The sequence below is a fragment of the Saccharopolyspora halophila genome (genome assembly GCF_039531955.1).
Classification (GTDB): domain Bacteria; phylum Actinomycetota; class Actinomycetes; order Mycobacteriales; family Pseudonocardiaceae; genus Saccharopolyspora; species Saccharopolyspora halophila.
On sequence record NZ_BAAARA010000008.1, the window covers coordinates 73396 to 95980 of the forward strand.

The window sequence follows — 22585 nt, forward strand, 5'->3', positions numbered from 1 at the left end:
CACATGGGCGATACGAAGGGGCACGCCGTGGTACAGGCATACATCCTCATCCAGACAGAAGTCGGCAAGGCCGCCACCGTGGCCGGCGAGATCGCCGGTTCCCAGGGCATCATCAGCGCCGAGGACGTCACCGGTCCGTATGACGTCATCGTCCGCGCCGAGGCCGAGAACGTGGACGTGCTCGGCAAGATGGTCGTGGCCAACATCCAGAACGTCGAGGGCATCACGCGAACCCTGACCTGCCCGGTCGTGCACCTGTAAGAACCTGTCCCGGGATCGGGTGCGAGGCTACCGCGAAGTGCGGATTCGCCCTGAGGATCCGCACCGCCTCGCGGAACGAGTTGGAGACGGGTAGTAGGACGTGGAGCAAGACGAGACAGGGCTGCCGCGCCCGGTGCTGATCATCGCGATCGCGCTGGGCGTCGTCCTGGCCGTGGGAGTCGCAGGCGTCGGCGTCTACGGCTGGTGGACCGAGCGCACACAGCAACAGGCCGAGCAGCAGGCCGAGCAGGCGCGGCGCACCGGTCCGCTGGCGATGCCGCCGGTCCCGGCGCCGCAGGCCCAGAGCCCGGACTGCGCGAAGGTCATCGCCGCCCTCCCGCAGGAGCTGACCGTGGAGGGTCAACCGGTGCCGCGCCGGGAGATCGCGCAGCCGGCCCCGGCCGCGACGGTGGCGTGGGGCGATGCCGAGCACGATCCGGTGACGGTGCGCTGCGGCATCGGTTCCCCGGCCGAGTTGACCCGGACCTCGCAGCTGATGGTGGTCAACGGGGTCAGCTGGTTCGAGATCAACGAGGCGGGAAACGTCTCGTGGCTGGCCGTGGACCGCGGTGTTCGGGTAGCGCTCAACGCGCCAGCCGGCATCGGTACCGGCCCGCTGCAGGAGCTCTCGGACGTGCTGAAGCGGACGCTGCCCAAGCGTCCCGTGTTCCCGTGAGCCGGGAGCCGCTGCAGCTCGTGGTTCGCTCGGCGGTGCGTCCCGCACCGCCCGCGGCTACCGCCGCAGCGCCGCGCAGGTCGCTGCTCAAGTCGCGGAACCCGGAGCCCGGCGGCGTCCGAGGTGCCGCTCCCGGCACCGCCGCGCGAACCCCAGGCTGACATCCCCCGCGACGAAACCGGCCCGCTCCCCCAGTCGAGGAGCGGGCCGGTTTCGCATCGGGTCAGCGCAGGCCGGTACCGCGAGCGACCGCGGTTTCGATCAGCGTCGCCAGCAGCTTCGGGTACTCCACACCGCTGTGCGCCCACATGCGCGGGAACAGCGAGATCTCGGTGAAGCCCGGCATCGTGTTGATCTCGTTGACGATCACCCGCCCGTCATCGGCCAGGAAGAAGTCCACGCGGGCGAGACCCTGGCACTCCAGGGCCCGGAACGCGCGCACGGCGACCTCGCGCAGCTCTTCGATCGACTGGTCGTCGATCTTGGCCGGCAGGTCGAACTCGGTGACGTCGTCGAGGTATTTGGACTCGTAGTCGTACCAGCCGGACTCGGCCGTCACCCGCAGCTCGGCGGGCTCGGAGGCCTCGATGCGCCCGTCCGGGAACTCCAGCACGCCGCACTCGATCTCGCGGCCGACCACACCGGACTCGATGATCACCTTCGGGTCCGTGCGGCGCGCCTCGGCGATGGCGTCGTCCAGCTGGGCCCAGTCGGTGACCTTGGTGATGCCCAGCGACGAGCCCGCCCGGGCGGGCTTGACGAAGATCGGCAACCCCAGGCGTTCCCGCTGCGCCTCGTCCAACGTGGACTCGTCCCGGCGGAGCACCTCGTAGGTGCCGACCTCGATCCCGTCGGCGGCCAGCAGCTTCTTGGTGTACTCCTTGTCCATCGAAGCCGCGCTGGACAGCACGCCGGGACCGACGTAGGGCACGTCGGCCATCTCCAGCAGCCCCTGGATGGTGCCGTCCTCGCCGAAGGCGCCGTGCAGCACCGGGAAGACGACGTCGACCCCGGACAACACCTCGCCACCGCGCCCCGGCTCCAGCATGACCAGTTCCTTGCGGGTCGCGTCGCCGGGCAGGGCCAGCGCTTGCCCGGAAGTGACCTCGGGAACCGCGCGGTCCTTGATGGTCAGCTGCTTCGGGTCGTCCGTGCCGAGCACCCAGGCGCCCTCGGGGGTGATGCCGACCGGCACGATCTCGAAGCGGTCCCGGTCCAGGTGCGAGAGGACACTACCGGCGGACACGCAGGAAATGCCGTGTTCGGTGCTGCGGCCGCCGAAGACGACCGCCACCCGGGTCTTGCCATGAGTCATGGCCGGGACGATACCCGCCTGACCGCGTCCTCTCCGCACACGTCCTGCCGCGGCGCGGGCGGCGGAATTCGATCCGCGGCCCGGCCGCTCGCGCCGTGCTCGAGGACTACCCGGCCCGGTGCACGGTCCGGGCCAGCAGCGGCAGCGCCGCGGCCAGCTCGTCGCGCGTGCACGCGGAGTAGCCCAGTGCCAGACCGTGCCATCGCGGGGTGCCGTCGTGGTGCCTGCCCAGGCCGTCGAGCACGATGCCGTGCTTCTCGGCGGCTTCGGCGACGAACCGCTGCTCGGTTTCCAGGTCCGGCAGCGGCAGGACCACGTGCGCGCCCGCCCGGTCGCCGAAGACCTCGACCCCCTCCGCGGCCAGCCCTTCGACCACCAGGGCGCGGCGCTGGGACAGCTCGCGGCGCAACCGGCGCAGGTGCCTGCCGAGATCGCCGTGGCGGGCCAGCTCGACGAGGACGCGCTGCCCGGCCGGCGCGGGGCCGGATCCGGTGCGTTCCCGGTGTTCGAGCACCGCCGAGGTGACCGGCTCGGCGGCCAGCATCCAGCCCGCGCCCAGGGTCGGGGTGAGGATCTTGCTGGTGGTGCCCAGGTGCACCACCACGTCCGGCGCCATCGAGGCCAGCACCGGCAGCGGTGCGACGTCGTAGCGCAGCTCGCCGTCGTAGTCGTCCTCGAAGATCAGCCAGCCCTCGGCGCGGGCCCGCTCGATCAGCGCGACCCGGCGCTCGGCCGGAAGACGCCCGCCGATCGGGAACTGGTGGGCGGGCGAGCAGTACACCGCCGCGACACCGGCCGGGATGCGCTCGACGATCAGTCCCGAGTGATCGACCGGCACGTGCACGACCCGGGCTCCCGCCGCCCGCAGCGCGCCGACCGCCCGCTGATAGCCAGGTTCCTCGACGGCTACCTTCGCGCCGCGCGGCAGCACCGCCGCGGCGAGCTCGCCGACCGCCGTGCTGGTCCCGCCGGTGGTGAGCACGTTGTCCGGAGCCCAACCACCGACCAGCAGCCCGCGGTGGCGCAGCAAGTGCTCGACCACGGCCTCGCGGTAGCTGGGCAGTCCGGCGCGCTGCGGCCTGAGGTCGGGTTCGATGTCGGCGGCGGCGCGCCAGGCCCGCCGCCAGGCGGCTCGATCGATGCCGCCCGCCCAGGGAACACCCGGGGTGAGCACCACCTTCGGCGCCTCGGAAGCGGGTGCGTCCGGCACCGGCGGCCGCGGCGTCTCCCCGCTCGCACCCGGTGGGCGGGTGGTGACGTAGGTGCCCGATCCGCGACGGCCGACGATCCAGCCCTCGGCGTGCAGCTGCTCGTAGGCGGCGGCGGTGACGGTGCGGCTGACCGCCAGGTGGCGCGCCAGCGCGCGGGTGGAGGGCAGCCGATCGCCGTCGCGCAGCTGACCGATGGTGGCCGCGTGGCGCAACGCGTCGGCGAGCTGCACGGCGAGCGGCAGCGGACCGTCGCGGCGCAGATCGATGGCCAGTTCCAGTAGCGGCGAGCCGGCCGCGGGCACGTCCTGTGGCATTTCGAGATTCTTCCTGATTGGTACTTCGATGATGCCACTCGGACTCCGATGCTGATGGCATGACTCTCTCGCCCACCGAGCGGTCCACGGTCCGCCGCAACGCCAAGCGCTCCCGCACCGACCGGTCCGACCTGCACGCGATCCTGGACTCCGGACTCGTCTGCCACCTCGGCATGACCGTCGACGGCGCGCCCCGGGTGCTGCCGACCGGATACGGGCGCAGTGGCGACACCCTCTACCTGCACGGTTCCTCGGGCGCTCGCAACCTGCGCGAAGGCGGCGAGGGAGTCGCGATCTGCGTGGCGGTGACCCACCTCGACGGCATCGTCTACGCCCGCTCGCTGATGCATCACTCGATCAACTACCGCTCGGCGGTGATCCACGGCAGCGCCCGAGCGGTCAGCTCCCCCGAGGAGAAGTGGGAGGGGCTGCGGGTGATCTCCGAGCAGCTGGCGCCCGGTTCGTGGGAGCACAGCAGGCAGCCCGACAGGAAGGAGCTCGCCGCCACCGCGGTGATCGCCCTGGACCTGTCCGAGGCCTCGGTCAAGGTCCGCGCCGGAGGACCGGGCGATGATGCAGCCGACATCGCCGCCAACGACGCGTGGGCGGGAGTGCTCCCGCTGCACCGGTCCTGGGCGGCTCCGATCCCGTCCGACGACCTCCCGGCGGGCTTCGCGGTGCCCGAGCACATCGCGCGGCGGGAGCACCCGGGCACCTGATCACGCCACCACGCCCGCGGGGTCGCGGCCACCCGCATGCGCGGCCGGGAACGTTCCCGGTCGCGCGAGCCCGGGTCAGCCGATGGGGCGGTTGGCCCGCTGGGGGCGGTAGACGTGGATGGACACCGCCGGGTCTTCGCCGACGTTGCGCACCTGGTGCGCGTAGTTCGGACCGAAGACCCGCGACTGGCCGGCGACCAGCGAGTGCAGCACCTCGGAGCCGTCGCGCTGCACGACCCGCTCGGTGAGGTTGCCGGACAGCAGGGTGAAGGCGCCGGTGGCTCCGCCGTGGTCGTGCAGGTCGGTGTGCTGACCGGGCAGCCAGCTCAGCAGCCAGGCCTCGTAGGCGTCGGTGCGCGCGAGCAGCCCGGCCCAGCGCCGGTCCGGGTCGTAGCGCAGCAACGACGCCCAGGAAGTGCGGTCGGCGGCGTACTCGCGGGCGATGCGCACCGGGTGCGCGGTGGTCAGATCGGCGGGCGCGGCCAGGGTTTCCGGCGGAACAGCAAACACAGGTATGTCCTTCGAAGATCGTGCGGAGAGCCGGGGACGCGGACGCGCGAAGACGCGCGGCATCAACCCGGGAGAGATTTCAGCGAAGTGCGATCAACACGAAGGACACGGACAGAGCGCGCTAGCGACGCGGTGCAGGTCGATGTGACCCCGTCGAACAGCAATAGCACTCGTCAACACACCCGGAACTGAACCAGCCCCGCGCCGGACCGTCAACACGCCGGCACGGGGCCGCCCCACACCAGTGACGAACCTCCCACCCGTACGAGTGGAGGGGTGACAGTTTTGCCTATAACTGTCCGGACATTCCGGGCACCGAAGCCTCGCAGTTTTAGGCAAAACTGTCACAACCGTCGCGCGCTTCAGGCAGAACTGCCGAGGGCCTTGAGGACGTCGGTGACCAGGTCTTGGGGGTCCTCGCAGCCCGCCGAGAAGCGGACGAAGCCCTCCGAGACCGGGTCGCCGAACTGGGCGCGGCGGTCGATCGTGCTGTGCACGCCGCCGAAGCTGGTGGCCGCGACGACCAGCTCGCTGCGGCGGACGAAGGACTCCACTGCCTCGCGATCGGGCAGCTCGAAGCGGAAAACACCACCGAAGCGGCGCATCTGACGCCGGGCCAGCTCGTGCGACGGGTCCTGCGACCAACCGGGCCAGCGCAGCCCGCTCACCTTCGGGTGATCGGACAGCGCTTCGACCAACGCTGCGGCGTTCTCGGCCTGCCGCGCCAGGCGCAGATCGAGCGTTCCCATGCTGCGGTGCGCCAGCCAGGTCTCGAACGGCCCGGGAATCGCACCCGACAAGGTGCGGGCCCGGACCAGCCGCTGCGCGAGCTCCTCGTCGCCGACCGAGACGTGCCCGAGCAGCACGTCGCTGTGCCCGGCGAGCGCCTTGGTGTCGCTGGCGATGACGATGTCGGCACCCAGCTCCAGCGGGCGCTGACCGAGCGGCGTCGCCGTGGTGTTGTCCACCGCCAGCAACGCACCCGCCGCGTGCGCCCGCTTCGCCAGCTCGGCTATGTCGCAGACGTCGCCGCCCGGGTTCGACGGGGTTTCCAGCACCACCAGGCGGGCACCGGCGAACACCTCGTCGCCCCAGGGCCCCGGCGTGGCGATCTCGTGCACGTCCAGCGACAGCTCGGCCATCTCGTCGGTCACGAACTGCCGGGTCGCGTAGTAGCCGTCCGAGGGCAGCACCAGCTTGTCCCCCGCGCGCAGCACCGCGCGCAGCACCGTGCTGATAGCGGCCATCCCGGAGGGGAGCAGCACGCAGTGACCGCCGTCGAGCTCGCCGATCGCCGACTCCAGCGCACGCCAAGTCGGATTCCCCGCCCGGCCGTAGAAGTCGCCGCTCGGCCCGGTTTCACCCAGGTGGTACGGAGCGGCGAACACCGGCCCGGGAAAGAGCGGCCGGCCGCCCTCGGGAGCCGGGTGTCCCCCGTGCACCACGCGGGTCCCGTCACCGAACTCGTCCTGCTGCTGATCCACAGTGCCCACTTCCCACTCGCCGTTCGAAACAAACCCGGAGTCACTCCGGTTTACGCTCGCGCCCCAGCAACTCCGCCGCCGCGGGCCCCGGCTGGAGCCCCTCGTGGCACACCCCGTACACCACGTCGGTGATGGGCATCTCCACGCCATGACGAGCGGCCAGTTCGCGGATCGAGGAGCACGACTTCACACCTTCGGAGACCTGCCCGTGCGCGGCGTCCTGCGCCTGCGCCAAGGTCTCCCCTCGCCCGAGGCGCTCCCCGAAGGTGCGGTTGCGCGACAGCGGCGACATGCACGTCGCCACCAGGTCACCGAGCCCGGCCAGACCCGCGAAGCTCATCGGATCGGCGCCCAGCGCCACCCCCAGCCGAGTGGTCTCCGCCAGCCCGCGGGTGATCAGCGAGGACATCGTGTTGTGCCCGAATCCCAGGCCAACGGCCATCCCGCAGGCCAGCGCGATGACGTTCTTGCAAGCGCCCGCGATTTCGATGCCGACCAGGTCGGTGTTGGTGTAGGGCCGGAAGTACGAGGTCGAGCAGGCCTGCTGCAACGCCACCGCGCGCGGCTCGTCCGGGCAGGCGACCACCGTGGCGGTGGGCTGCTCGGCCGCGATCTCCTTGGCCAGGTTCGGGCCCGAGACGACGGCGACCCGGCCCATCGGCACGTCGGCGACCTCGGCGATGACCTGGCTCATCCGCTTCAGCGTGGACAGCTCGACGCCCTTGGACAGGCTCACCAGCGTCGCGTCCTCCGGCAGCAGCGGCTGCCAGCCCGCGAGGTTCTCCCGCAGCGACTGGCTGGGCACCGCGAGCACGACGATCTCGGCGGCCTGCAGCGCCTCGGCGGCGTCGTCGGTGGCGCGCAGCCTCTCCGGCAGTTCGACACCGGGCAGGTAGCCGCTGTTGTACCGGCTCTCGTTGATCTCGGCGGCGACCTCGGCGCGCCGCACCCACAGCACCACGTCGTTGCCGGCGTCGGCCAGCACCTTCGCGAAGGTGGTGCCCCACGAACCGCCGCCGAGAACCGCGATCCGCTCAGGCCGTGCCATCTTTGCCCTTGTGCTTGCGGGCCGGAGAGTAGAACTCCGCGGGCGGCTGCTCCTCGCGGATCTCGCCGAGGAGTTCCTTGACGCGATTCATGGCCAGGTGCGAGACCTGGCGCAGCGTCTCGGCGTCCGGGTTGTCCGAGCGGTACTTCGACAGATCCAGCGGCTCGCCGAAGGAGTAGTGCACGGCCTTGCGCGGGAACGGGCGGAACTTCTTGTTGTAGTGGTCGTAGATGTCGCGGGTGCCCCAGCGGGCGGCGGGGATGACCGGGATGTCGTGGGTCAGCGCGAGCCGCGCGATCCCCGGCTTCGGCGTCATCGGCCAGCCGTCCGGGTCCTTGGTGATGGTCCCGTCCGGGTAGATGACGATGGCCTTGCCGCTCTTCAACCCGTCGTGCGCGGCCTGGAGCGCTTTCTGCGCGTCGGCGGTGCCCCGGTAGACCGGGATCTGGCCGGTGCCGATCAGCACGTTCTTGACCAGGGGCAGGTCCCACAACGTGCTCTTGGCCATGAACCGCGGGACGCGGCTGGAACGGTGCACGGTGACCGCGTCGAAGATCGGATCCAGGTGCGAGACGTGGTTGAGCACGATCAGCGCCGGCCCGTCGGCGGGGATGCGCTCGTGCCCGCGCACTCGCACGGTCGACAGCAGCAGGGTCAGCGGGTAGAAGACCCAGCGGGCCAGGCCCAGCCAGAACTTGCCCGGCCCTGATACCTTCTCATTCCTGCGCTGACCCCGTAGGTTTCTCGGTTCCGCCACGGCAACTCCCTCTTCGGTCGCAAGCGCACGTCAAGGTACTCCCATCCCACGGCACCCGTGGCACCCAGGTTTGCCGCAAGATGGGCTGGTGACCGCCCACGACGCCCCCGAGGACGACGGCGTGCACCTGCTGGTGCCGCTCAAGCCGCTGCACTTGGCCAAAACCCGCCTGCTGGCGGATCGCGCACCGGACGGACATATCGAACTGGTCGCGGCGATGGCCCTGGACACCGTCACCGCGGCGCGGCGCGCACCGGGTGTTTCCGGGGTCGTCGTGGTCTCCTCCGACCCGGTCCTGACCGGTGAGCTCACCGCCATCGGCGTCGAGGTGCTGCCGGACGTCCCGGGAGCGGGGCTCAACGCCGCACTGCGGCACGGCGACGCGCTCCTGCGCTCCCGAGGTGTGCGCCGGCTCGGCGCGCTGCAAGCCGACCTCCCGGCGCTGCGCCCGGCCGAGCTCGGCGCGGTGCTGGACGCGGCGGGAACCGATCGCTCGTTCTGCCCCGACCTGCCCGGGGCGGGCACGACCCTGCTGCTGGCGGAACCGCGGCTTCCCCTGGACCCGCGCTTCGGCGCGGACTCAGCAGCCGAGCATGCCCGTTCCGGGGCGAAAACTCTGCTCGGGCCGTGGGAATCGGTGCGCCGCGACGTCGACACGACGGCCGACCTCGCCGCCGCGGCGGCGCTGGGCCTCGGCCCGCGCAGCGCGCGTCAGCTGGGCTGAGGCGAGGGGGTTCGCGCAGAAAGGTTCCCTTGCTCACCCGGCACCAACGGCAAGGGAACCTTCCTCGCGCCCCGAATGGTCGAAAGGTTCCCTTCCTGCGCGTCGCCAGCGATGACGACAGGTAGTTGAAGCCGAGGTGAACTCGCCCAGCGCTCGATCTGAACCGGTTTGATGAGCGACAATGGGCCGCGTGAGCACCGAGAGCAGTGACGGGTCGACCCCGAAGCGGTCCAGCAAGCGAGCCTCGCCCGGCAACTCCACGTCGCAGGCGAAGTCCAACTCCGCGTCGACGGGTCGGTCCGGCGCGGCCAAATCGACCGCTGCCAAGTCGAACCAGGCCAAATCACCTCAGGCCAAGACCTCGAACGCCAAGGGGAACGCCTCGGGCAACAGCCGCACAGCAACCCGCCGGACACCGCGTTCGGCTCGCCGCACCTCAGCGTCCAACGGCAAGGCCGCCGAAGCCGCCGAGGTCGCGGGCCCCGCCGACGGAGCGCGGATCCCGCAGGCACCTCCTGCGGTGACGCGGGCGGCCGCTTCCACCGATCTGCCGGAGGCCCGCTACCTCAACCGGGAACTGTCCTGGCTGGATTTCAACGCGCGCGTGCTGGCCATGGGCGAGGACCAGTCGCAGCCCGCGCTGGAGCGGGCCAAGTTCCTGGCGATCTTCGCGTCCAACCTGGACGAGTTCTACATGGTCCGAGTCGCGGGTCTGAAGCGCCGCGAGGAAACCGGCCTGTCGGTGCGCAGCGCGGACGGACTCACCCCGCACGAGCAGCTGGTGCGCATCGCCGCGCGCAACCAGGACCTGATGGAGAAGCTCAGCCGGGCCTTCACCGATGAGCTGCTGCCCGAGCTCGAGGCCAACGGCATCCGCATCTACAAGTGGGCCGAGCTGAACACCGAGGACCAGGACAAGCTCGCCCGCTACTTCGAGGACCACATCTTCCCGGTGCTCACACCGCTGGCCGTGGACCCCGCTCACCCGTTCCCCTACATCTCGGGCCTGTCGCTGAACCTGGCGGTCACCGTCGCCGACCCGGACGCCGGGATCCGCCGGTTCGCGCGGGTCAAGGTGCCGGACAACGTGCCCCGCCTGATCCGGGTGGAATCCGACCGCGAAGACGAGCTGGCCACCTTCCTGCCGCTGGAAGAGCTCATCGCCGCGCACCTGGACAAGCTGTTCCCCGGAATGCGCGTGGCCGAGCACCACATATTCCGGGTCACCCGCAACGCGGACCTGGAGGTCGAGGAGGACCGCGACGAAGACCTCCTGCAAGCCATGGAGCGCGAACTCGCGCGACGCCGGTTCGGACCGCCGGTGCGGCTGGAGGTCACCGAGACCATGAGCGAGAACATGCTCGAGCTCCTGCTTCGCGAGCTCGAGGTCGACTCGCACGACGTGGTGGAGGTCCGCGGCCTGCTCGACCTGTCCTGCCTGTTCCAGCTGGACAAGCTGCAGCGGCCCGATCTCAAGGACGCACCGGTCGTGCCCGCCACGCACCCGGCCTTCGCCGAGGGGCAGACCTCCAAGAGCATCTTCGCCACGCTGCGCGAAGGCGACGTGATGGTGCACCACCCGTACGACTCGTTCTCCACCTCGGTGCAGCGCTTCATCGAGCAGGCCGCCGCCGACCCGCACGTGCTGGCCATCAAGCAGACGCTCTACCGCACCTCGGGCGACTCGCCGATCGTCAACGCGCTCATCAACGCCGCCGAGGCGGGCAAGCAGGTGGTTGCGCTGGTCGAGCTCAAGGCACGGTTCGACGAGCAGGCCAACATCCAGTGGGCGCGCACGCTGGAGCGTTCCGGCGTGCACGTGGTCTACGGCCTGGTGGGTCTGAAGACGCACTGCAAGACGGCTCTGGTGGTGCGCCAGGAGGGTTCGACCATCCGCCGCTACTGCCACCTGGGAACCGGCAACTACAACCCCAAGACCGCGCGCATCTACGAGGACCTGGGCGTGCTGACCGCCTCGCCAGAGGTCGGCGCGGACCTCACGGACCTGTTCAACGTGCTCACCGGCTACGCCCGGCACGGCGACTACCGCCGGATCCTGGTGTCGCCGCAGGGCATCCGCAACGGCATCGTCGAGCGGGTCGAGGCCGAGATCGAGCGCGCCCGGCAGGGCATGCCGTGCGGCGTGCGGATGAAGGTGAACTCGCTGGTCGATGAGCAGATCATCGACGCGCTCTACCGCGCCTCGCTGGCGGGCGTGCCGGTGAAGGTCGTGGTGCGCGGCATCTGCGCGCTCAAGGCCGGCGTCGAGGGTCTCAGCGAGAACATCGAGGTGCGTTCGATCCTCGGGCGCTTCCTGGAGCACTCCCGGGTGTTCCACTTCGTCGGCATCGACGAGCACTGGCTGGGCAGTGCTGACATGATGCACCGCAACCTGGATCGCCGCATCGAAACCCAGGTGTTGATGACCGATCCGCGCATCACCGCCCAGCTGAACTCGATGCTGGACTCCGCGCTGCACCCGTCGACCCGGTGCTGGGTGCTCAACGCCAAGGGCGATTGGGACGCCTCACCGCAAGAAGGTGGCGGCGAACGGGTCCGCGACCACCAGGCGGAGATGCTGCGCCTGCACGGCGCGAAGCTCTCCTGAAAGAACCGCCTCCGCAGCACAGGGAAGATTCAGCTTGACCGAGAACCCGGTGACCGACGAGATCGAGACCGACGACCCCGCGCAGCCCATCCGGGCCGCGGGCGCGGTGCTGTGGCGCGATGGCGGCAACGGGACCGAGGTGGTGCTGGTGCACCGCCCGCGCTACGACGACTGGTCGCTGCCCAAGGGAAAGCTCGATCCCGGCGAGCTCGCGGCGCACGCGGCGGTGCGCGAGATCGAGGAGGAGACCGGGTATTCGTGCGCGCTCGGGCGCCCGCTGCTGCAGGTGAGCTACGAGGTCCCGGACGCCGCCGGTCGGCGGCCCAAGGTCGTCGACTACTTCACCGCCAAGTTGCGCGGCGGTGGCGAGTTCGCGCCGAATGCCGAAGTCGACGAACTGCGCTGGCTGCCCGTCGAGCAGGCGCACCAGGTGCTGAGTTATGCGCAGGACCGGCGAGTGCTCGACGCATTCGCCGAGTCGCTCCCCGAGATCGCGACCGTTTTGCTGGTTCGGCACGCGAAAGCCGGTAAACGATCCGAATGGGCCGGAGATGACGTGTTTCGTCCGCTTAGCGAATCGGGCGAACGGCAACGGGACGCGTTGCATTCACTGTTGCCGTTGTTCGGTCCGGACGAGGTCTATTCCGCGCCTCGAGTGCGCTGCGAACAAACCGTCGCACCGACCGCGGAAGACCTCGGAATCAAGATCACGAACGAAGCATTGTTCGCCGAGGAGTCCTATTCGGCGGATCCGGATGCGGGAGTGCGGGCACTGCTGCACATCGCCGCACGAGGCGGTACGAGCGTGGTGTGCAGCCAGGGCGGGGTGATCCCGGACCTGGTGACCCGCCTGGCCGATTCGGCGGGACTCGACCTGGACGAGGTGCTCAGCCGCAAGGGCAGCGTGTGGGTCCTGAGCTTCCGCCCGGACGCACGTGCCGGGGGCAACGGCAGCGGGCCCACCGCGCGTCTGGCAGCGGCCCACTATCTGGCCGATCCCCTGCCGTAAACCCGGTTCGAGGCGCTGATCGCGCCACAGAGCAACGCCGGCGCGGCCACCCCTGCCCGGTGCTGGGATGGGCCGGCCGCGACGCTCTACGCGCCACTCAGGCGCTTTTCGCCGCACTCCCGCAAACCCGCCCAGCGGTCACGCACCGACCACCGGAACAGGTTTCGCGCTGTGAGCGGGCGGCGTCTACCCAGCACGTGGTCAGGACGCCGCCCGCTCGGCCCACTGGTTCTCGCGGTGAGCGCGAGAGATCACTTCTTGGTGGACTTGCGCGTCGTCGTCGCCTTCTTGGCGGCGGGGGCCTTGGCGGTGCTGGCCTTCGCGGTCGAGGCCTTCGCGGTCGAAGCCTTGGCCGTGGAGGCCTTGCTCGTGGTCGACGCCTTCTTGGCGGTCGAGGCCGACTTGGTGGTCGAGGCCTTCGAGGTCGAAGCCTTGGCCGGGGTGGACTTGGTCGTCGAGGCCTTGCTGGTGGTCGTCGCCTTCTTGGCGGCGGGGGCCTTGGCGGTGCTGGCCTTCGCGGTCGAGGCCTTCGAGGTCGAAGCCTTGGCCGTGGAGGCCTTGCTGGTGGTCGTCGCCTTCTTGGCGGCGGGGGCCTTGGCGGTGCTGGCCTTGGCCGTCGAGGCCTTCGCGGTCGAGGCCTTGCTGGTGCTCGCCTTGGACGTCGACGCCTTCGCGGTGGAGGCCTTGGTCGTCGTGGTGGTCTTCGAAGCCGAGGCGTTGCGAGTGGTCAGGCCGCGGGTGGTCGCCGCCTTGCTCGTGGAAACGCGGGGGAGCTTGCGCTGTCCGCCCACGACTTCCTTGAACTGGGTCCCGGCGCGGAACGCCGGGACGTTGGTCTTCTTGACCTTCACGCTCTCGCCGGTGCGCGGATTGCGCGCCACTCGGGCCGCGCGAGCGCGCTTCTCGAAAACGCCGAAGCCGGTGATGTTGACCTTCTCGCCCTTGTTCACGTTCCGGACGATGATGTCAACCATGCTTTCAACGGCCTGGCTGGCGGTCTTCTTGTCGCCGATGCGGTCTGCCAGAGCCTCGATAAGTTGGGCCTTGTTCACTTCAGTCCCTCCCAGGACACAACAACGGCCCCGTTGGGCCGACTCAAAGTCAACGGTAAAGCCCCAGAGAAACAAATGCCATTCGCCACGCCTCCAATTTTCGTTGGGGCGTAGGCATTCGAGGGCTCGCAACGGGGTCCGCGCAGTGCTCGCGGGGACTGTTCAGTTGTACCCGGAGGAGCGGGTTTTCCCTTGCATGACAAGGAAAAACCCGCTCCGTGATCGAGTTCGCCTCAGTGCTGCGGGGCGGGCAGGGTGGCGGGCTTGAAAGTTGGCCTGCCGGCCTCAAAAGTGTCGATCGTCTCGGCGTGGCGCATGGTGAGACCGATGTCGTCGAGGCCTTCCAGCAACCGCCAAGCGGTGTACTCGTCGATGCTGAACGGCACGGTGAGGTCCTTGGCGTGCACGGTGCGTTGCTCCAGGTCGACCGTCACCGAGGTTCCCGGATCGTTCTCCAGAACCTTCCAAAGCAGTTCCACATCGGACTGCTCGCACTCGGCGGCCAGCAGCCCCTGCTTGCCCGAATTGCCGCGAAAGATATCGGCGAAACGGCTCGAGATGACCACTCGGAAGCCGTAGTCCTTCAGCGCCCACACGGCGTGCTCGCGGGAGGAACCGGTGCCGAAGTCCGGCCCGGCCACCAGCACGCTGCCGTTCTTGAAGGGTTCCTGATTGAGGATGAAGCTCTCATCGCCGCGCCAGGCCGAGAACAGCGCGTCCTCGAAGCCGGTGCGCGCGACCCGCTTGAGGTAGACGGCGGGGATGATCTGGTCGGTGTCCACGTTGGACCGGCGCAGCGGGACGCCGACCCCGGTGTGCGTCTTGAACGGTTCCATCGTCTGCTCCTGGTGGTGGGCTCGTCAGTCGAGGTCTTCGGGCGAGGACAGCGTTCCGCGCACGGCGGTGGCGGCGGCCACCAGCGGCGAAACCAGGTGGGTGCGACCACCCTTGCCCTGCCTGCCCTCGAAGTTGCGGTTGGAGGTCGAAGCGCTGCGCTCCCCGGCGCTGAGCTGATCCGGGTTCATGCCCAGACACATCGAACAACCGGCCGAACGCCATTCCGCGCCCGCGGCGGTGAAAATCTCGTGCAGGCCCTCGCTCTCCGCTTGCAGGCGGACCTTCATGGAACCGGGGACCACGAGCATCCGGGTGTCCTGGGCGACCTTGCGGCCCTTGAGAACGTCCGCAGCGGCCCGCAGGTCCTCGAGCCGGCCGTTGGTGCAGGAGCCCAGGAACACCGTGTCCACGGACACCTCGCGCAGCGGGACGCCCGCTTCCAGGCCCATGTAGGACAGGGCCTTCTCGGTGGCGTAGCGCTCGGCCTCGTCGGCGATGTCGGCCGGATCCGGGATCCGCTCCCCCAGCGGCAGGCCCTGCCCCGGGTTGGTGCCCCAGGTGACGAACGGGGTGAGTTCGTCGGCGTTGATCGTGACTTCCTTGTCGAACTCCGCGTCGTCGTCGGTGCGCAGCGTCTTCCAGTACTCGACGGCGGCGTCCCAGTCCGCGTCCCGCGGGGCGTGCGGCCTGCCCGTCAGGTACTCGAAAGTCGTTTCGTCCGGGGCGATCATGCCCGCGCGGGCACCCGCTTCGATGGACATGTTGCAGATGGTCATGCGCGCTTCCATGGAAAGCTGGCGCATGGCCTCGCCGCGGTACTCGAGCACGTAGCCCTGTCCGCCGCCGGTACCGATCTTGGCGATGACCGCGAGGATGACGTCCTTGCTCGTCACACCCGGGCGCAACGTGCCCTCGATGTTGACGGCCATCGTCTTGAACGGGCGCAGCGGAAGCGTCTGGGTCGCCAGCACGTGCTCGACCTCGGAAGTGCCGATGCCGAAGGCCAGCGCGCCGAAGGCGCCGTGCGTCGAGGTGTGGCTGTCGCCGCAGACGACGGTGGTGCCGGGCTGGGTCAGCCCCAGCTGCGGACCGACGACGTGCACGATGCCCTGCTCGGCGTCGCCCATCGGGTGCAGCCGAACGCCGAACTCCGCGCAGTTCTTCCGCAGCGTCTCGACCTGAGTCCGCGACACGGGATCCGCGATGGGCAGGTCCACGCCCGTGGTGGGCACGTTGTGGTCCTCGGTGGCGATCGTCAGGTCGGGCCGGCGCACCTCGCGCCCGGCCAAGCGCAGGCCCTCGAAGGCCTGCGGGCTGGTCACCTCGTGCACCAGGTGGAGATCGATGTAGAGCAGGTCGGGCTCGTGCCCCTCACCGTGGCGCACGATGTGCGCGTCCCAAACCTTCTCCGCGAGCGTTTTTCCCATCACTGCTCCCAGTCGAGCGCGCAAGACCCGGCGGCCGGGTCTCTCCCACAGAGTGGACTTCCCAGATATCGGGAAGTTAGTATCGGTACGTGGGACAGCATAGCGGCATCGGAGTACTGGACAAGGCAGTGGCCGTACTGCAGGCGGTCGCGACCGAGCCCTGCGGCTTGGCAGAACTGTGCGCGCGCACCGAACTGCCCAGGGCAACGGCGCACCGGCTGGCCGTGGGCCTGGAGGCGCACCGCATGTTGCGCCGCGGCTCGGACGGTCGCTGGCGCCCGGGCGCGGCACTGGCCGAACTGGCGGGCGGAGCGGTCGATCCGCTGCTGGAAGCGGCGTCCTCGGTGCTTCCCAAGCTCCGCGACGTCACCGGCGAGAGCGTCCAGCTCTACCGCAGGGACGGCATGCAGCGCCTGTGCATCTCGACCGCGGAACCACCGAGCGGCCTGCGGGACACGGTCCCGGTGGGCACGGCGCTCTCCATGACGGCGGGTTCGGGCGCCAAGGTCCTCGCCGCCTGGGCGGACGCGGCGACGCAGCGCGCGGTGCTGGCCGAGGCCGTCTTCGGCGAGCGCACGCTCATGGAGGTCCGTCGCCGCGGCTGGGCCCAGTCGGTCGCCGAGCGGGAGGCCGGCGTGGCGAGCGTCTCGGCACCGGTGCGCGACACCCAAGGTCAGGTCGTGGCGGCCATCTCGGTCTCCGGACCCATCGATCGGATGGGACGCAGGCCGGGGGCCCGCTGGGCGGCGGACCTGCTGGCGGCGGCCGAAGGCCTGCAGAACCGGCTCTGAGCGGATCGGGAGCACGGCGGACCGCCGCTGCGACCCGCGACCGGGCCCGCCGCCGCGGGTCGTCCGGCGGCTTCGCGGCGAGTGCGCCGGGGCGCCGCGCACCGATTCCAGAACGACGCGCGGAACCCGCGAAGGACCCCACCCGCACCGCCGAGCGACCCCGCGCCGCACCAGCTCCCCACCGCGAGCCGGTGAAGACCGGGCGGCACCAGGCCGAAATGCGAAGAGCCCGACCTGCCGGAACAGGTCGGGCTCTTCGCATTGGTAGTCCCGATGGGATTCGAACCCACGTTACCGCCTTGAGAGGGCGGCGTCCTAGGCCTCTAGACGACGGGACCGCGCGACGGGAACAACTATACACACGATCGACGCCCGCGAAAAAGCCACCCCCGCTTCCGGGACATCTCCGCAATGACCAGCGGATTCATCGAATGGAACCGATCTCCCTGCTGGGCCGCGCGCCAATCCGAACCAATGTGACGCCAACAACAATTGCTCGGGAAGAATCGAATCAGCCCGGCAGGACCGCCAATCGCACGGGCAATTCGCCCCCGAGCACCGCTGCCAGGCGGCCGCGCCCCGCACCGCAGCGCCTCGGGAGCTGCGCTCCCCCACCGCGAACACGAAAAGAGCCCTTGCCCGCGGATTCCGCGAACAAGGGCTCTTGGTCTTGTAGTCCCGATGGGATTCGAACCCACGTTACCGCCTTGAGAGGGCGGCGTCCTAGGCCTCTAGACGACGGGACCAGGGTTGAGAGATCACCGGAGTGCCTCTCTCGCTGGGGTACCAGGACTCGAACCTAGACTAACTGAACCAGAATCAGTCGTGCTGCCGATTACACCATACCCCATGGTGCCGACCATCCAGCTTTCCGTTGATCCGATCTCCGGGAGTTCGGATTCCCGATCGCTGTCTGCGCCGTTGACAAATATATTAAACCACCGGCCGAGACCCCCGTTAACGGGGGGTCGGTTTTGCGATCGTCCCAGGTGACACGGCTACCGAGCCGGAGTCAGGCGGTCCGGCTCCATAGCCGTGCCAAGCACGAGATCGGCGACCAGGAGTTCCGGGAGCTCGTCGAGGTCGGTGATGGCGGGCACTCCCGCGCTCTCGCACTCCTCGCGGTGCCGGTTGAGCCAGATCCCGTGCAGGCCCGCCCGGCTGGCGCCGCGCGCGTCGGTGCCGAGGCGGTCGCCGACGTGAGCCACCTCGTCCGGACGCAACCCGAGCCGCTCGCAGGCGGTGCGGAAGATGCGCGGGTCCGGTTTGGCGACGCCCACCTCGCCGGAGACGACCACGGCGTCGAAGTCCGCGGCCAGGCCCACGGCGCTGATCTTCTTGCGCTGGTAACCACCCGGAGCGTTGGTGACCACCGCGAGCCGGAGCCCGGTGGCGGCGAGCCAGTCGAGGCACGGGCGGACGTCGTCGAACAGCCTCCAGGAGCGCTGCATGGCCGCCATCCGGAGCGATTCGCGACAGGCCGCTTCGGCGTCGTCGAGCGACTCGCCGAAGGCCGCGAAGAAGGCCTTGGTGCGTTCGACGCACATGGCGTCGAAGCCGATCTCGTCGGTGACGTAGCGCGCGTAGTGCTGGTCGGTGATGCGCTGCCAGACGGGCCAGGCGCGATCGGTGCCGACGAGCTCCCGCAAGGCGCTGCGCGAGGCGTGCTCCACGTCCAACAGCGTTTCGTCCAGGTCGAGGCAGACCGCCTTGATGCCGGCAGGCGCGGGAGCGGGGGAAGGGTCAAGCGCGAATGTCACTCCGCGAGGCTAGGCGCTGACACATCGCGTCCGACTCGTCCAACACGGTGATCCTTGTGACGAAAGCGGGATCCGATGCAACCGGATCCCGCTTTCGTGCGTCTTCACAAAGGGCCCGTAGGTCGCTTTCAGGACCGGCCCGGGATGCTCAGCCTCGCGCGTTGCGCAGCCGAGCGAGGGAGACCTCGCGACCGAGCAGTTCCATCGACTCGTACAGCGGCGGCGAAACCGTGCGGCCGGTCACAGCCACCCGAACCGGTGCGAAGGCCTTGCGAGGCTTGATGCCCAGACCGTCCACGACCGCGGCCTTCAGCGCCTCCTCGATGGCCTGCGTGGTCCACTCGGGAAGCTCTTCGAGGGCGGCGATGGCGGCGTCCAGCACCGGCGCCGCGTCCTCCCCGAGGGCCTTCTCCGCGGACGCCTGCTCCGGCTGGAAGGAGTCGCCCGCGAACAGGAAGCCCATCATGCCCACCGCGTCGGAGAGCACGATCAGCCGCTCCTGCACCAGCGGCGCGGCGTTGCGCACCGTCGCCAGCTGCTCCTCGGTCGGCTCGGCGGGCAGCACCTCCCCCTCGATCAGGTAGGGCACGATCCGCTCGACGAAGTCGTCCGGCGCCAGCGCGCGCAGGTGCGCGGAGTTGATCGCGTCGGCCTTCTTCTGGTCGAAGCGGGCGGGGTTGGAGCTCACCCGGGTGATGTCGAAGTTCTCGACCATCTCGTCGATGCCGAACACGTCGCGGTCCTCGGCGATCGACCAGCCCAGCAGCGCCAGGTAGTTGAGCAGGCCCTCAGGCAGGAAACCGCGGGCGCGGTGGTGGAACACGTTGGACTGCGGGTCCCGCTTGGACAGCTTCTTGTTGCCCTCGCCCATCACGAACGGCAGGTGGCCGAACTCGGGCGTGAACTCGGTGACGCCGATGCGCTGCAACGCCTCGTAGAGCGCGATCTGGCGCGGCGTGGAGGCCAACAGGTCCTCACCGCGCAGCACGTGGGTGATCTGCATCAGCGCGTCGTCGACCGGGTTGGTCAGGGTGTAGAGCGCGTCGCCGTTGCCGCGCACCAGGACCGGGTCCGGGATGCTGCCCGCCGGAAAGCTGATCTCCCCGCGCACCAGGTCGGTGAAGGTGATGTCGCGGTCGGGCATCTTCAGCCGGAGCACCGGGGCGCGGCCCTCGGAGCGGAAGGCCTCGCGCTGCTCGTCGGTGAGGTCGCGGTCGAAGTTGTCGTAACCCAGCTTGGGGTCGCGCCCCGCGGCCTTGTGCCGCTCCTCGACCTCGGCGGCGGTGGAGTACGCCTCGTAGAGCTCACCGGCTTCCAGCAGGCGCCTGGCGATGTCGGCGTAGATGTCGCGGCGCTCGCTCTGCCGGTAGGGGCCGTACTCCCCGCCGGCCTCCGGGCCTTCGTCCCAGTCGAGCCCCAGCCAGCGCAGCGCGTCGAGCAGCGCCTCGTAGGACTCCTCGCTGTCGCGGGCGGCGTCGGTGTCCTCGATGCGGAACACCAGTTTGCCCTTGTTGTGCCGGGCGAACGCCCAGTTGTAGAGGGCGGTTCGGATCAGGCCGACGTGCGGCGTTCCGGTCGGCGATGGGCAGAACCGGGCACGAACGGGCCGGTTCGCCACTTCCTTGGCTGCGTCTTCGCTGGCTGGCGTGCTCATAACGGATTCAAGCCTAGCCACTGCCGCCCGAGCCTTGACGGCCGCATCCGGCAGGTGCATGCTGAAATTATTCAACAACCGTTGAAAACTGGAGGGGATCGCGATGGAGCGGACCACGTGCCTCGTCGTCGGCGGCGGTCCCGCCGGCATGGTGCTGGGGTTGCTGCTGGCCAGGTCCGGCGTCGAAGTGACGGTGCTGGAGAAGCACGGCGACTTCCTGCGCGACTTCCGCGGTGACACGGTGCATCCCACGACGCTCCAGCTGCTCGACGATCTCGGGCTGGCCGAGCGGTTCGCCGAGCTGCCGCAGCGGCGCCTGGACAAGGTGCAGCTGCCGTTGGGCCCCGACGGCGAGCTGTTCACCATGGGGGACTTCACCAAGCTGTCGATCAAGTACAACTACATCGCGATGGTCCCGCAGTGGGACCTGCTGGACATGCTCGCCGAGGCGGGCGAGGCGGAACCGACCTTCACGCTGCGGATGAACACCGAGGCCACCGAGCTGATCCGGGAGAACGGCCGGGTCAACGGGGTCCGCTACCGCACCTCCAGCGGCGAGCGCGGCGAGCTGCGCTCGACCATCACCGTCGCCTGCGACGGGCGGAAGTCCTTCGCTCGCGACCTGCCGGAGCTCGGCCTGCGGGACTTCCCCACCCCGATGGACGTGCAGTGGTTCCAGGTGCCCCGCGAACCGCAGGATCCTTCGGGCGCGATCGGCTCCATCCGCGACGGCAGGTTCCTGGTGCAGATCGACCGGGGCGATTACTTCCAGATGGCCGCGGTCATCGAGAAGGACAGCGACAAGTCCGAGCGCGAGCGCCCGATCGCGGAGTTCAACTCCGCGCTGGTGCGGCAGGTGCCGTGGCTGGCGGGACGCGAACTGGTTCCGAGCTGGGACGACGTGCGGGTGCTGCACGTGACGCTGGATCGGCTGCGCAAGTGGCACGCGCCGGGACTGCTGTGCATCGGCGACGCCGCGCACGCGATGTCGCCGGTGGGCGGCATCGGCATCAACCTCGCCGTGCAGGACGCGGTGGCCGCCGCCCGTCACCTCGCCGAACCGCTGCGCCGGGGCCGGCTGCGCCGCAGGCACGTCGCGTCGATCCAATGGCGCCGCTGGCCGACGACCGCGCTGATGCAGCGGCTCCAGCGGATCGTCCACGACAACGTGGTCGATCCGGCGCTGCGCGGCGAGATCGACTTCGGTCGTTCCGCTCAGCTGCCGCTGCCCGTCCGGCTCGTCAACCGGTTGCCGTTCCTGCGCCGGTTTCCCCCGTACGTGCTCGCCTACGGGGCGGTCCGCGAGCGTCCGCCCAGAACGGCCCTCGCCGAGGAACGGGCCTAGGAGATGTTCCAGTCCGCGTGGCGGCGCGGATAGCGGAACCTCGGACGCCGCCGGGATGCGCGACCGCGCACGGCCGACGCAGCGCCGCCGCGCACCGCAACGCCCGTTGGAGAACGAAGCGGCGGGCGGTTCGCCGGGAACCGCCCGCCGCGACGGGAGTCGATCGACGGCAGCCGCGGGCCGCGCCCTGGCGCCCCGCACCGCCGCCGGGAGTCAGGCCTGCTGGACCGGGTTGGTCAGCGCGCCGAGGCCGTCGACGGAGACCGTGACCTTCTGGCCGTCCTGCATCGGCCCCACGCCCGCCGGGGTGCCGGTGAGGATGACATCGCCGGGCAGCAGGGTCATGATCCGCGAGACCCAGGAGACGAGACCGCCCACGCCGTGCAGCAGCTGGGAGGTCCGGGCGTCCTGCTTGACCTCGCCGTCCAGGTCGGTGCGGATCGAGACGTCCGCCGGGTCGAAGTCCGTGTCGATCCACGGACCCATCGGGCAGAAGGTGTCGTAGCTCTTCGCGCGGGTCCACTGGCCATCGGCCTGCTGGTGGTCGCGCGCGGTGACGTCGTTGGCGATGGTGTAGCCCAGCAGCACCTCGGTGCCCCGGGCCTCCGGGACGTCCTTGCACGGCTGACCGACCACCGCCGCGAGCTCGCCCTCGAAGTCCACCCGCTCGGAGTTCGAGGGCATCTTGATCGGCGAGTTCGGGCCGGTGATCGTGGTGGAGGGCTTCATGAAGATCACCGGGTTCTCCGGCGGCTCCGAGCCCATCTCGCGCGCGTGGTCGGCGTAGTTCTTGCCGACGCAGATGGCCTTGGTCGGCAGGATCGGCGCGAGCAGCCGGACGTCGGCCATCGGCCACTTCCGCCCGGTGTAGGTGGGCTCGCCGAAGGGGTGCTGGTCGATCTCGACCGCGACGATCCGCTCCCGCGGCGCGGACGGATCCGGTTCCAGCGCGACGAACGACACCCCGTCGGAGTGGGCGACACGAGCCAAACGCAAGGCATTAACCTCCGGAATCAACAGTGGACGAGCGATAACAATACGTGGACTCGCCCTGATCAGCGGCGCGGGGAGGCGCAACCGGAC

At 69.8% G+C, this 22585-nt stretch carries 20 protein-coding genes and 3 tRNA genes; 8 read left to right on the forward strand and 15 right to left on the reverse strand.

Annotated features, from left to right (window positions below; translation table 11 throughout):
* The first annotated feature begins 27 nt into the window (after positions 1–27).
* Positions 28–261 (forward strand): Lrp/AsnC ligand binding domain-containing protein, encoded by a 234-nt coding sequence (locus ABD289_RS12875; RefSeq protein ID WP_344132022.1) that lies wholly within the window; start codon positions 28–30, stop codon positions 259–261.
* 100 nt (positions 262–361) lie between these two features.
* Entirely contained in the window at positions 362–937 is a 576-nt protein-coding gene (locus tag ABD289_RS12880) for a DUF3515 domain-containing protein (protein WP_344130798.1), read from the forward strand.
* Positions 938–1160: 223 nt separating this feature from the next.
* On the opposite strand, the gene ABD289_RS12885 is transcribed toward ABD289_RS12880, so the two are convergent.
* Both ABD289_RS12885 and pdxR read right to left on the reverse strand, forming a co-directional pair.
* Positions 1161–2252, reverse strand: a complete 1092-nt coding sequence (locus ABD289_RS12885; RefSeq protein ID WP_344130801.1) for a D-alanine--D-alanine ligase family protein — start codon at positions 2250–2252, stop codon at positions 1161–1163.
* Positions 2253–2358: 106 nt separating this feature from the next.
* The gene (gene pdxR / locus ABD289_RS12890; RefSeq protein ID WP_344130804.1) at positions 2359–3777 is read right to left on the reverse strand and encodes a MocR-like pyridoxine biosynthesis transcription factor PdxR; all 1419 of its coding nucleotides are present in this window, start codon (positions 3775–3777) and stop codon (positions 2359–2361) included.
* Between the two features lie 59 nt (positions 3778–3836).
* On the opposite strand from pdxR, the gene ABD289_RS12895 reads away from it, so the two are divergent.
* A complete protein-coding gene (locus tag ABD289_RS12895) occupies positions 3837–4496 on the forward strand; it encodes a pyridoxamine 5'-phosphate oxidase family protein (protein WP_344130807.1) in 660 nt (219 codons plus the stop codon).
* Between the two features lie 75 nt (positions 4497–4571).
* Here the strand turns inward: ABD289_RS12895 and ABD289_RS12900 are convergent, their stop codons facing one another.
* The 4 genes from ABD289_RS12900 to ABD289_RS12915 form a co-directional block, all read right to left on the reverse strand.
* Positions 4572–5006, reverse strand: a complete 435-nt coding sequence (locus tag ABD289_RS12900) for a cysteine dioxygenase (RefSeq protein ID WP_344130810.1) — start codon at positions 5004–5006, stop codon at positions 4572–4574.
* 362 nt (positions 5007–5368) lie between these two features.
* On the reverse strand, positions 5369–6499 hold the full coding sequence (locus ABD289_RS12905) for a cystathionine gamma-lyase (RefSeq protein ID WP_344130813.1): 1131 nt from the start codon (positions 6497–6499) through the stop codon (positions 5369–5371).
* 31 nt (positions 6500–6530) lie between these two features.
* Positions 6531–7538 (reverse strand): NAD(P)H-dependent glycerol-3-phosphate dehydrogenase, encoded by a 1008-nt coding sequence (locus ABD289_RS12910; protein WP_344130816.1) that lies wholly within the window; start codon positions 7536–7538, stop codon positions 6531–6533.
* On the reverse strand, positions 7525–8295 hold the full coding sequence (locus tag ABD289_RS12915) for a lysophospholipid acyltransferase family protein (RefSeq protein ID WP_344130819.1): 771 nt from the start codon (positions 8293–8295) through the stop codon (positions 7525–7527). The genes ABD289_RS12910 and ABD289_RS12915 overlap by 14 nt, the downstream gene beginning before the upstream one ends.
* An 88-nt stretch (positions 8296–8383) precedes the next feature.
* On the opposite strand from ABD289_RS12915, the gene cofC reads away from it, so the two are divergent.
* The 3 genes from cofC (at position 8384) to ABD289_RS12930 (ending at position 12636) form a co-directional block, all read left to right on the forward strand.
* Entirely contained in the window at positions 8384–9019 is a 636-nt protein-coding gene (gene cofC, locus ABD289_RS12920; protein ID WP_344130822.1) for a 2-phospho-L-lactate guanylyltransferase, read from the forward strand.
* 181 nt (positions 9020–9200) lie between these two features.
* Positions 9201–11627 (forward strand): RNA degradosome polyphosphate kinase, encoded by a 2427-nt coding sequence (locus ABD289_RS12925; protein ID WP_344130824.1) that lies wholly within the window; start codon positions 9201–9203, stop codon positions 11625–11627.
* Positions 11628–11661: 34 nt separating this feature from the next.
* Complete coding sequence (locus ABD289_RS12930; RefSeq protein ID WP_425564668.1) at positions 11662–12636, forward strand: NUDIX hydrolase; 975 nt, start codon at positions 11662–11664, stop codon at positions 12634–12636.
* A 251-nt stretch (positions 12637–12887) separates the two neighbouring features.
* On the opposite strand, the gene ABD289_RS12935 is transcribed toward ABD289_RS12930, so the two are convergent.
* The 3 genes from ABD289_RS12935 to leuC all read right to left on the reverse strand — a co-directional run bounded on the left by ABD289_RS12935 (position 12888) and on the right by leuC (position 15952).
* Positions 12888–13688 (reverse strand): HU family DNA-binding protein, encoded by an 801-nt coding sequence (locus tag ABD289_RS12935; protein WP_344130826.1) that lies wholly within the window; start codon positions 13686–13688, stop codon positions 12888–12890.
* A 233-nt stretch (positions 13689–13921) separates the two neighbouring features.
* Positions 13922–14524 (reverse strand): 3-isopropylmalate dehydratase small subunit, encoded by a 603-nt coding sequence (leuD, locus tag ABD289_RS12940; protein ID WP_344130829.1) that lies wholly within the window; start codon positions 14522–14524, stop codon positions 13922–13924.
* 24 nt (positions 14525–14548) lie between these two features.
* Positions 14549–15952, reverse strand: coding sequence for a 3-isopropylmalate dehydratase large subunit (gene leuC, locus ABD289_RS12945; RefSeq protein ID WP_344130833.1), 1404 nt, complete (start codon positions 15950–15952; stop codon positions 14549–14551).
* A gap of 89 nt (positions 15953–16041) precedes the next feature.
* On the opposite strand from leuC, the gene ABD289_RS12950 reads away from it, so the two are divergent.
* Entirely contained in the window at positions 16042–16743 is a 702-nt protein-coding gene (locus ABD289_RS12950; protein WP_344130836.1) for an IclR family transcriptional regulator, read from the forward strand.
* A 262-nt stretch (positions 16744–17005) separates the two neighbouring features.
* Here ABD289_RS12950 and ABD289_RS12955 read toward each other — a convergent pair.
* From ABD289_RS12955 to gltX, 5 genes are all read right to left on the reverse strand, one after another.
* A tRNA-Glu gene (locus ABD289_RS12955) sits at positions 17006–17081 on the reverse strand.
* Between the two features lie 335 nt (positions 17082–17416).
* Positions 17417–17489 (reverse strand) — tRNA-Glu (locus tag ABD289_RS12960).
* Positions 17490–17521: 32 nt separating this feature from the next.
* Positions 17522–17593: transfer RNA gene (locus ABD289_RS12965), tRNA-Gln, on the reverse strand.
* Between the two features lie 148 nt (positions 17594–17741).
* Positions 17742–18503 (reverse strand): HAD family hydrolase, encoded by a 762-nt coding sequence (locus ABD289_RS12970; RefSeq protein ID WP_344130839.1) that lies wholly within the window; start codon positions 18501–18503, stop codon positions 17742–17744.
* A gap of 148 nt (positions 18504–18651) precedes the next feature.
* Positions 18652–20157, reverse strand: coding sequence for a glutamate--tRNA ligase (gene gltX, locus ABD289_RS12975; protein ID WP_344130842.1), 1506 nt, complete (start codon positions 20155–20157; stop codon positions 18652–18654).
* Positions 20158–20260: 103 nt separating this feature from the next.
* Here gltX and ABD289_RS12980 point away from each other — a divergent pair, with 103 nt between their 5' ends.
* Complete coding sequence (locus tag ABD289_RS12980) at positions 20261–21502, forward strand: FAD-dependent oxidoreductase (protein WP_344130845.1); 1242 nt, start codon at positions 20261–20263, stop codon at positions 21500–21502.
* Between the two features lie 213 nt (positions 21503–21715).
* On the opposite strand, the gene ABD289_RS12985 is transcribed toward ABD289_RS12980, so the two are convergent.
* Positions 21716–22498: a fumarylacetoacetate hydrolase family protein gene (locus ABD289_RS12985; RefSeq protein WP_344130848.1), complete on the reverse strand. Its 783-nt coding sequence runs from the start codon at positions 22496–22498 to the stop codon at positions 21716–21718.
* Positions 22499–22585 lie beyond the last annotated feature (87 nt).

What these genes read in the sequence shown, in the direction of transcription:
- ABD289_RS12885 (WP_344130801.1), bottom strand. Translation starts at nt 2,252, where the DNA reads ATGACTCATGGCAAGACCCGGGTGGCGGTCGTCTTCGGCGGCCGCAGC.
- pdxR (WP_344130804.1), bottom strand. Translation starts at nt 3,777, where the DNA reads ATGCCACAGGACGTGCCCGCGGCCGGCTCGCCGCTACTGGAACTGGCC.
- ABD289_RS12895 (WP_344130807.1), top strand. Translation starts at nt 3,837, where the DNA reads ATGACTCTCTCGCCCACCGAGCGGTCCACGGTCCGCCGCAACGCCAAG.
- ABD289_RS12910 (WP_344130816.1), bottom strand. Translation starts at nt 7,538, where the DNA reads ATGGCACGGCCTGAGCGGATCGCGGTTCTCGGCGGCGGTTCGTGGGGC.
- ABD289_RS12925 (WP_344130824.1), top strand. Translation starts at nt 9,201, where the DNA reads ATGGGCCGCGTGAGCACCGAGAGCAGTGACGGGTCGACCCCGAAGCGG.
- leuD (WP_344130829.1), bottom strand. Translation starts at nt 14,524, where the DNA reads ATGGAACCGTTCAAGACGCACACCGGGGTCGGCGTCCCGCTGCGCCGG.
- leuC (WP_344130833.1), bottom strand. Translation starts at nt 15,952, where the DNA reads ATGGGAAAAACGCTCGCGGAGAAGGTTTGGGACGCGCACATCGTGCGC.
- gltX (WP_344130842.1), bottom strand. Translation starts at nt 20,157, where the DNA reads ATGAGCACGCCAGCCAGCGAAGACGCAGCCAAGGAAGTGGCGAACCGG.
- ABD289_RS12980 (WP_344130845.1), top strand. Translation starts at nt 20,261, where the DNA reads ATGGAGCGGACCACGTGCCTCGTCGTCGGCGGCGGTCCCGCCGGCATG.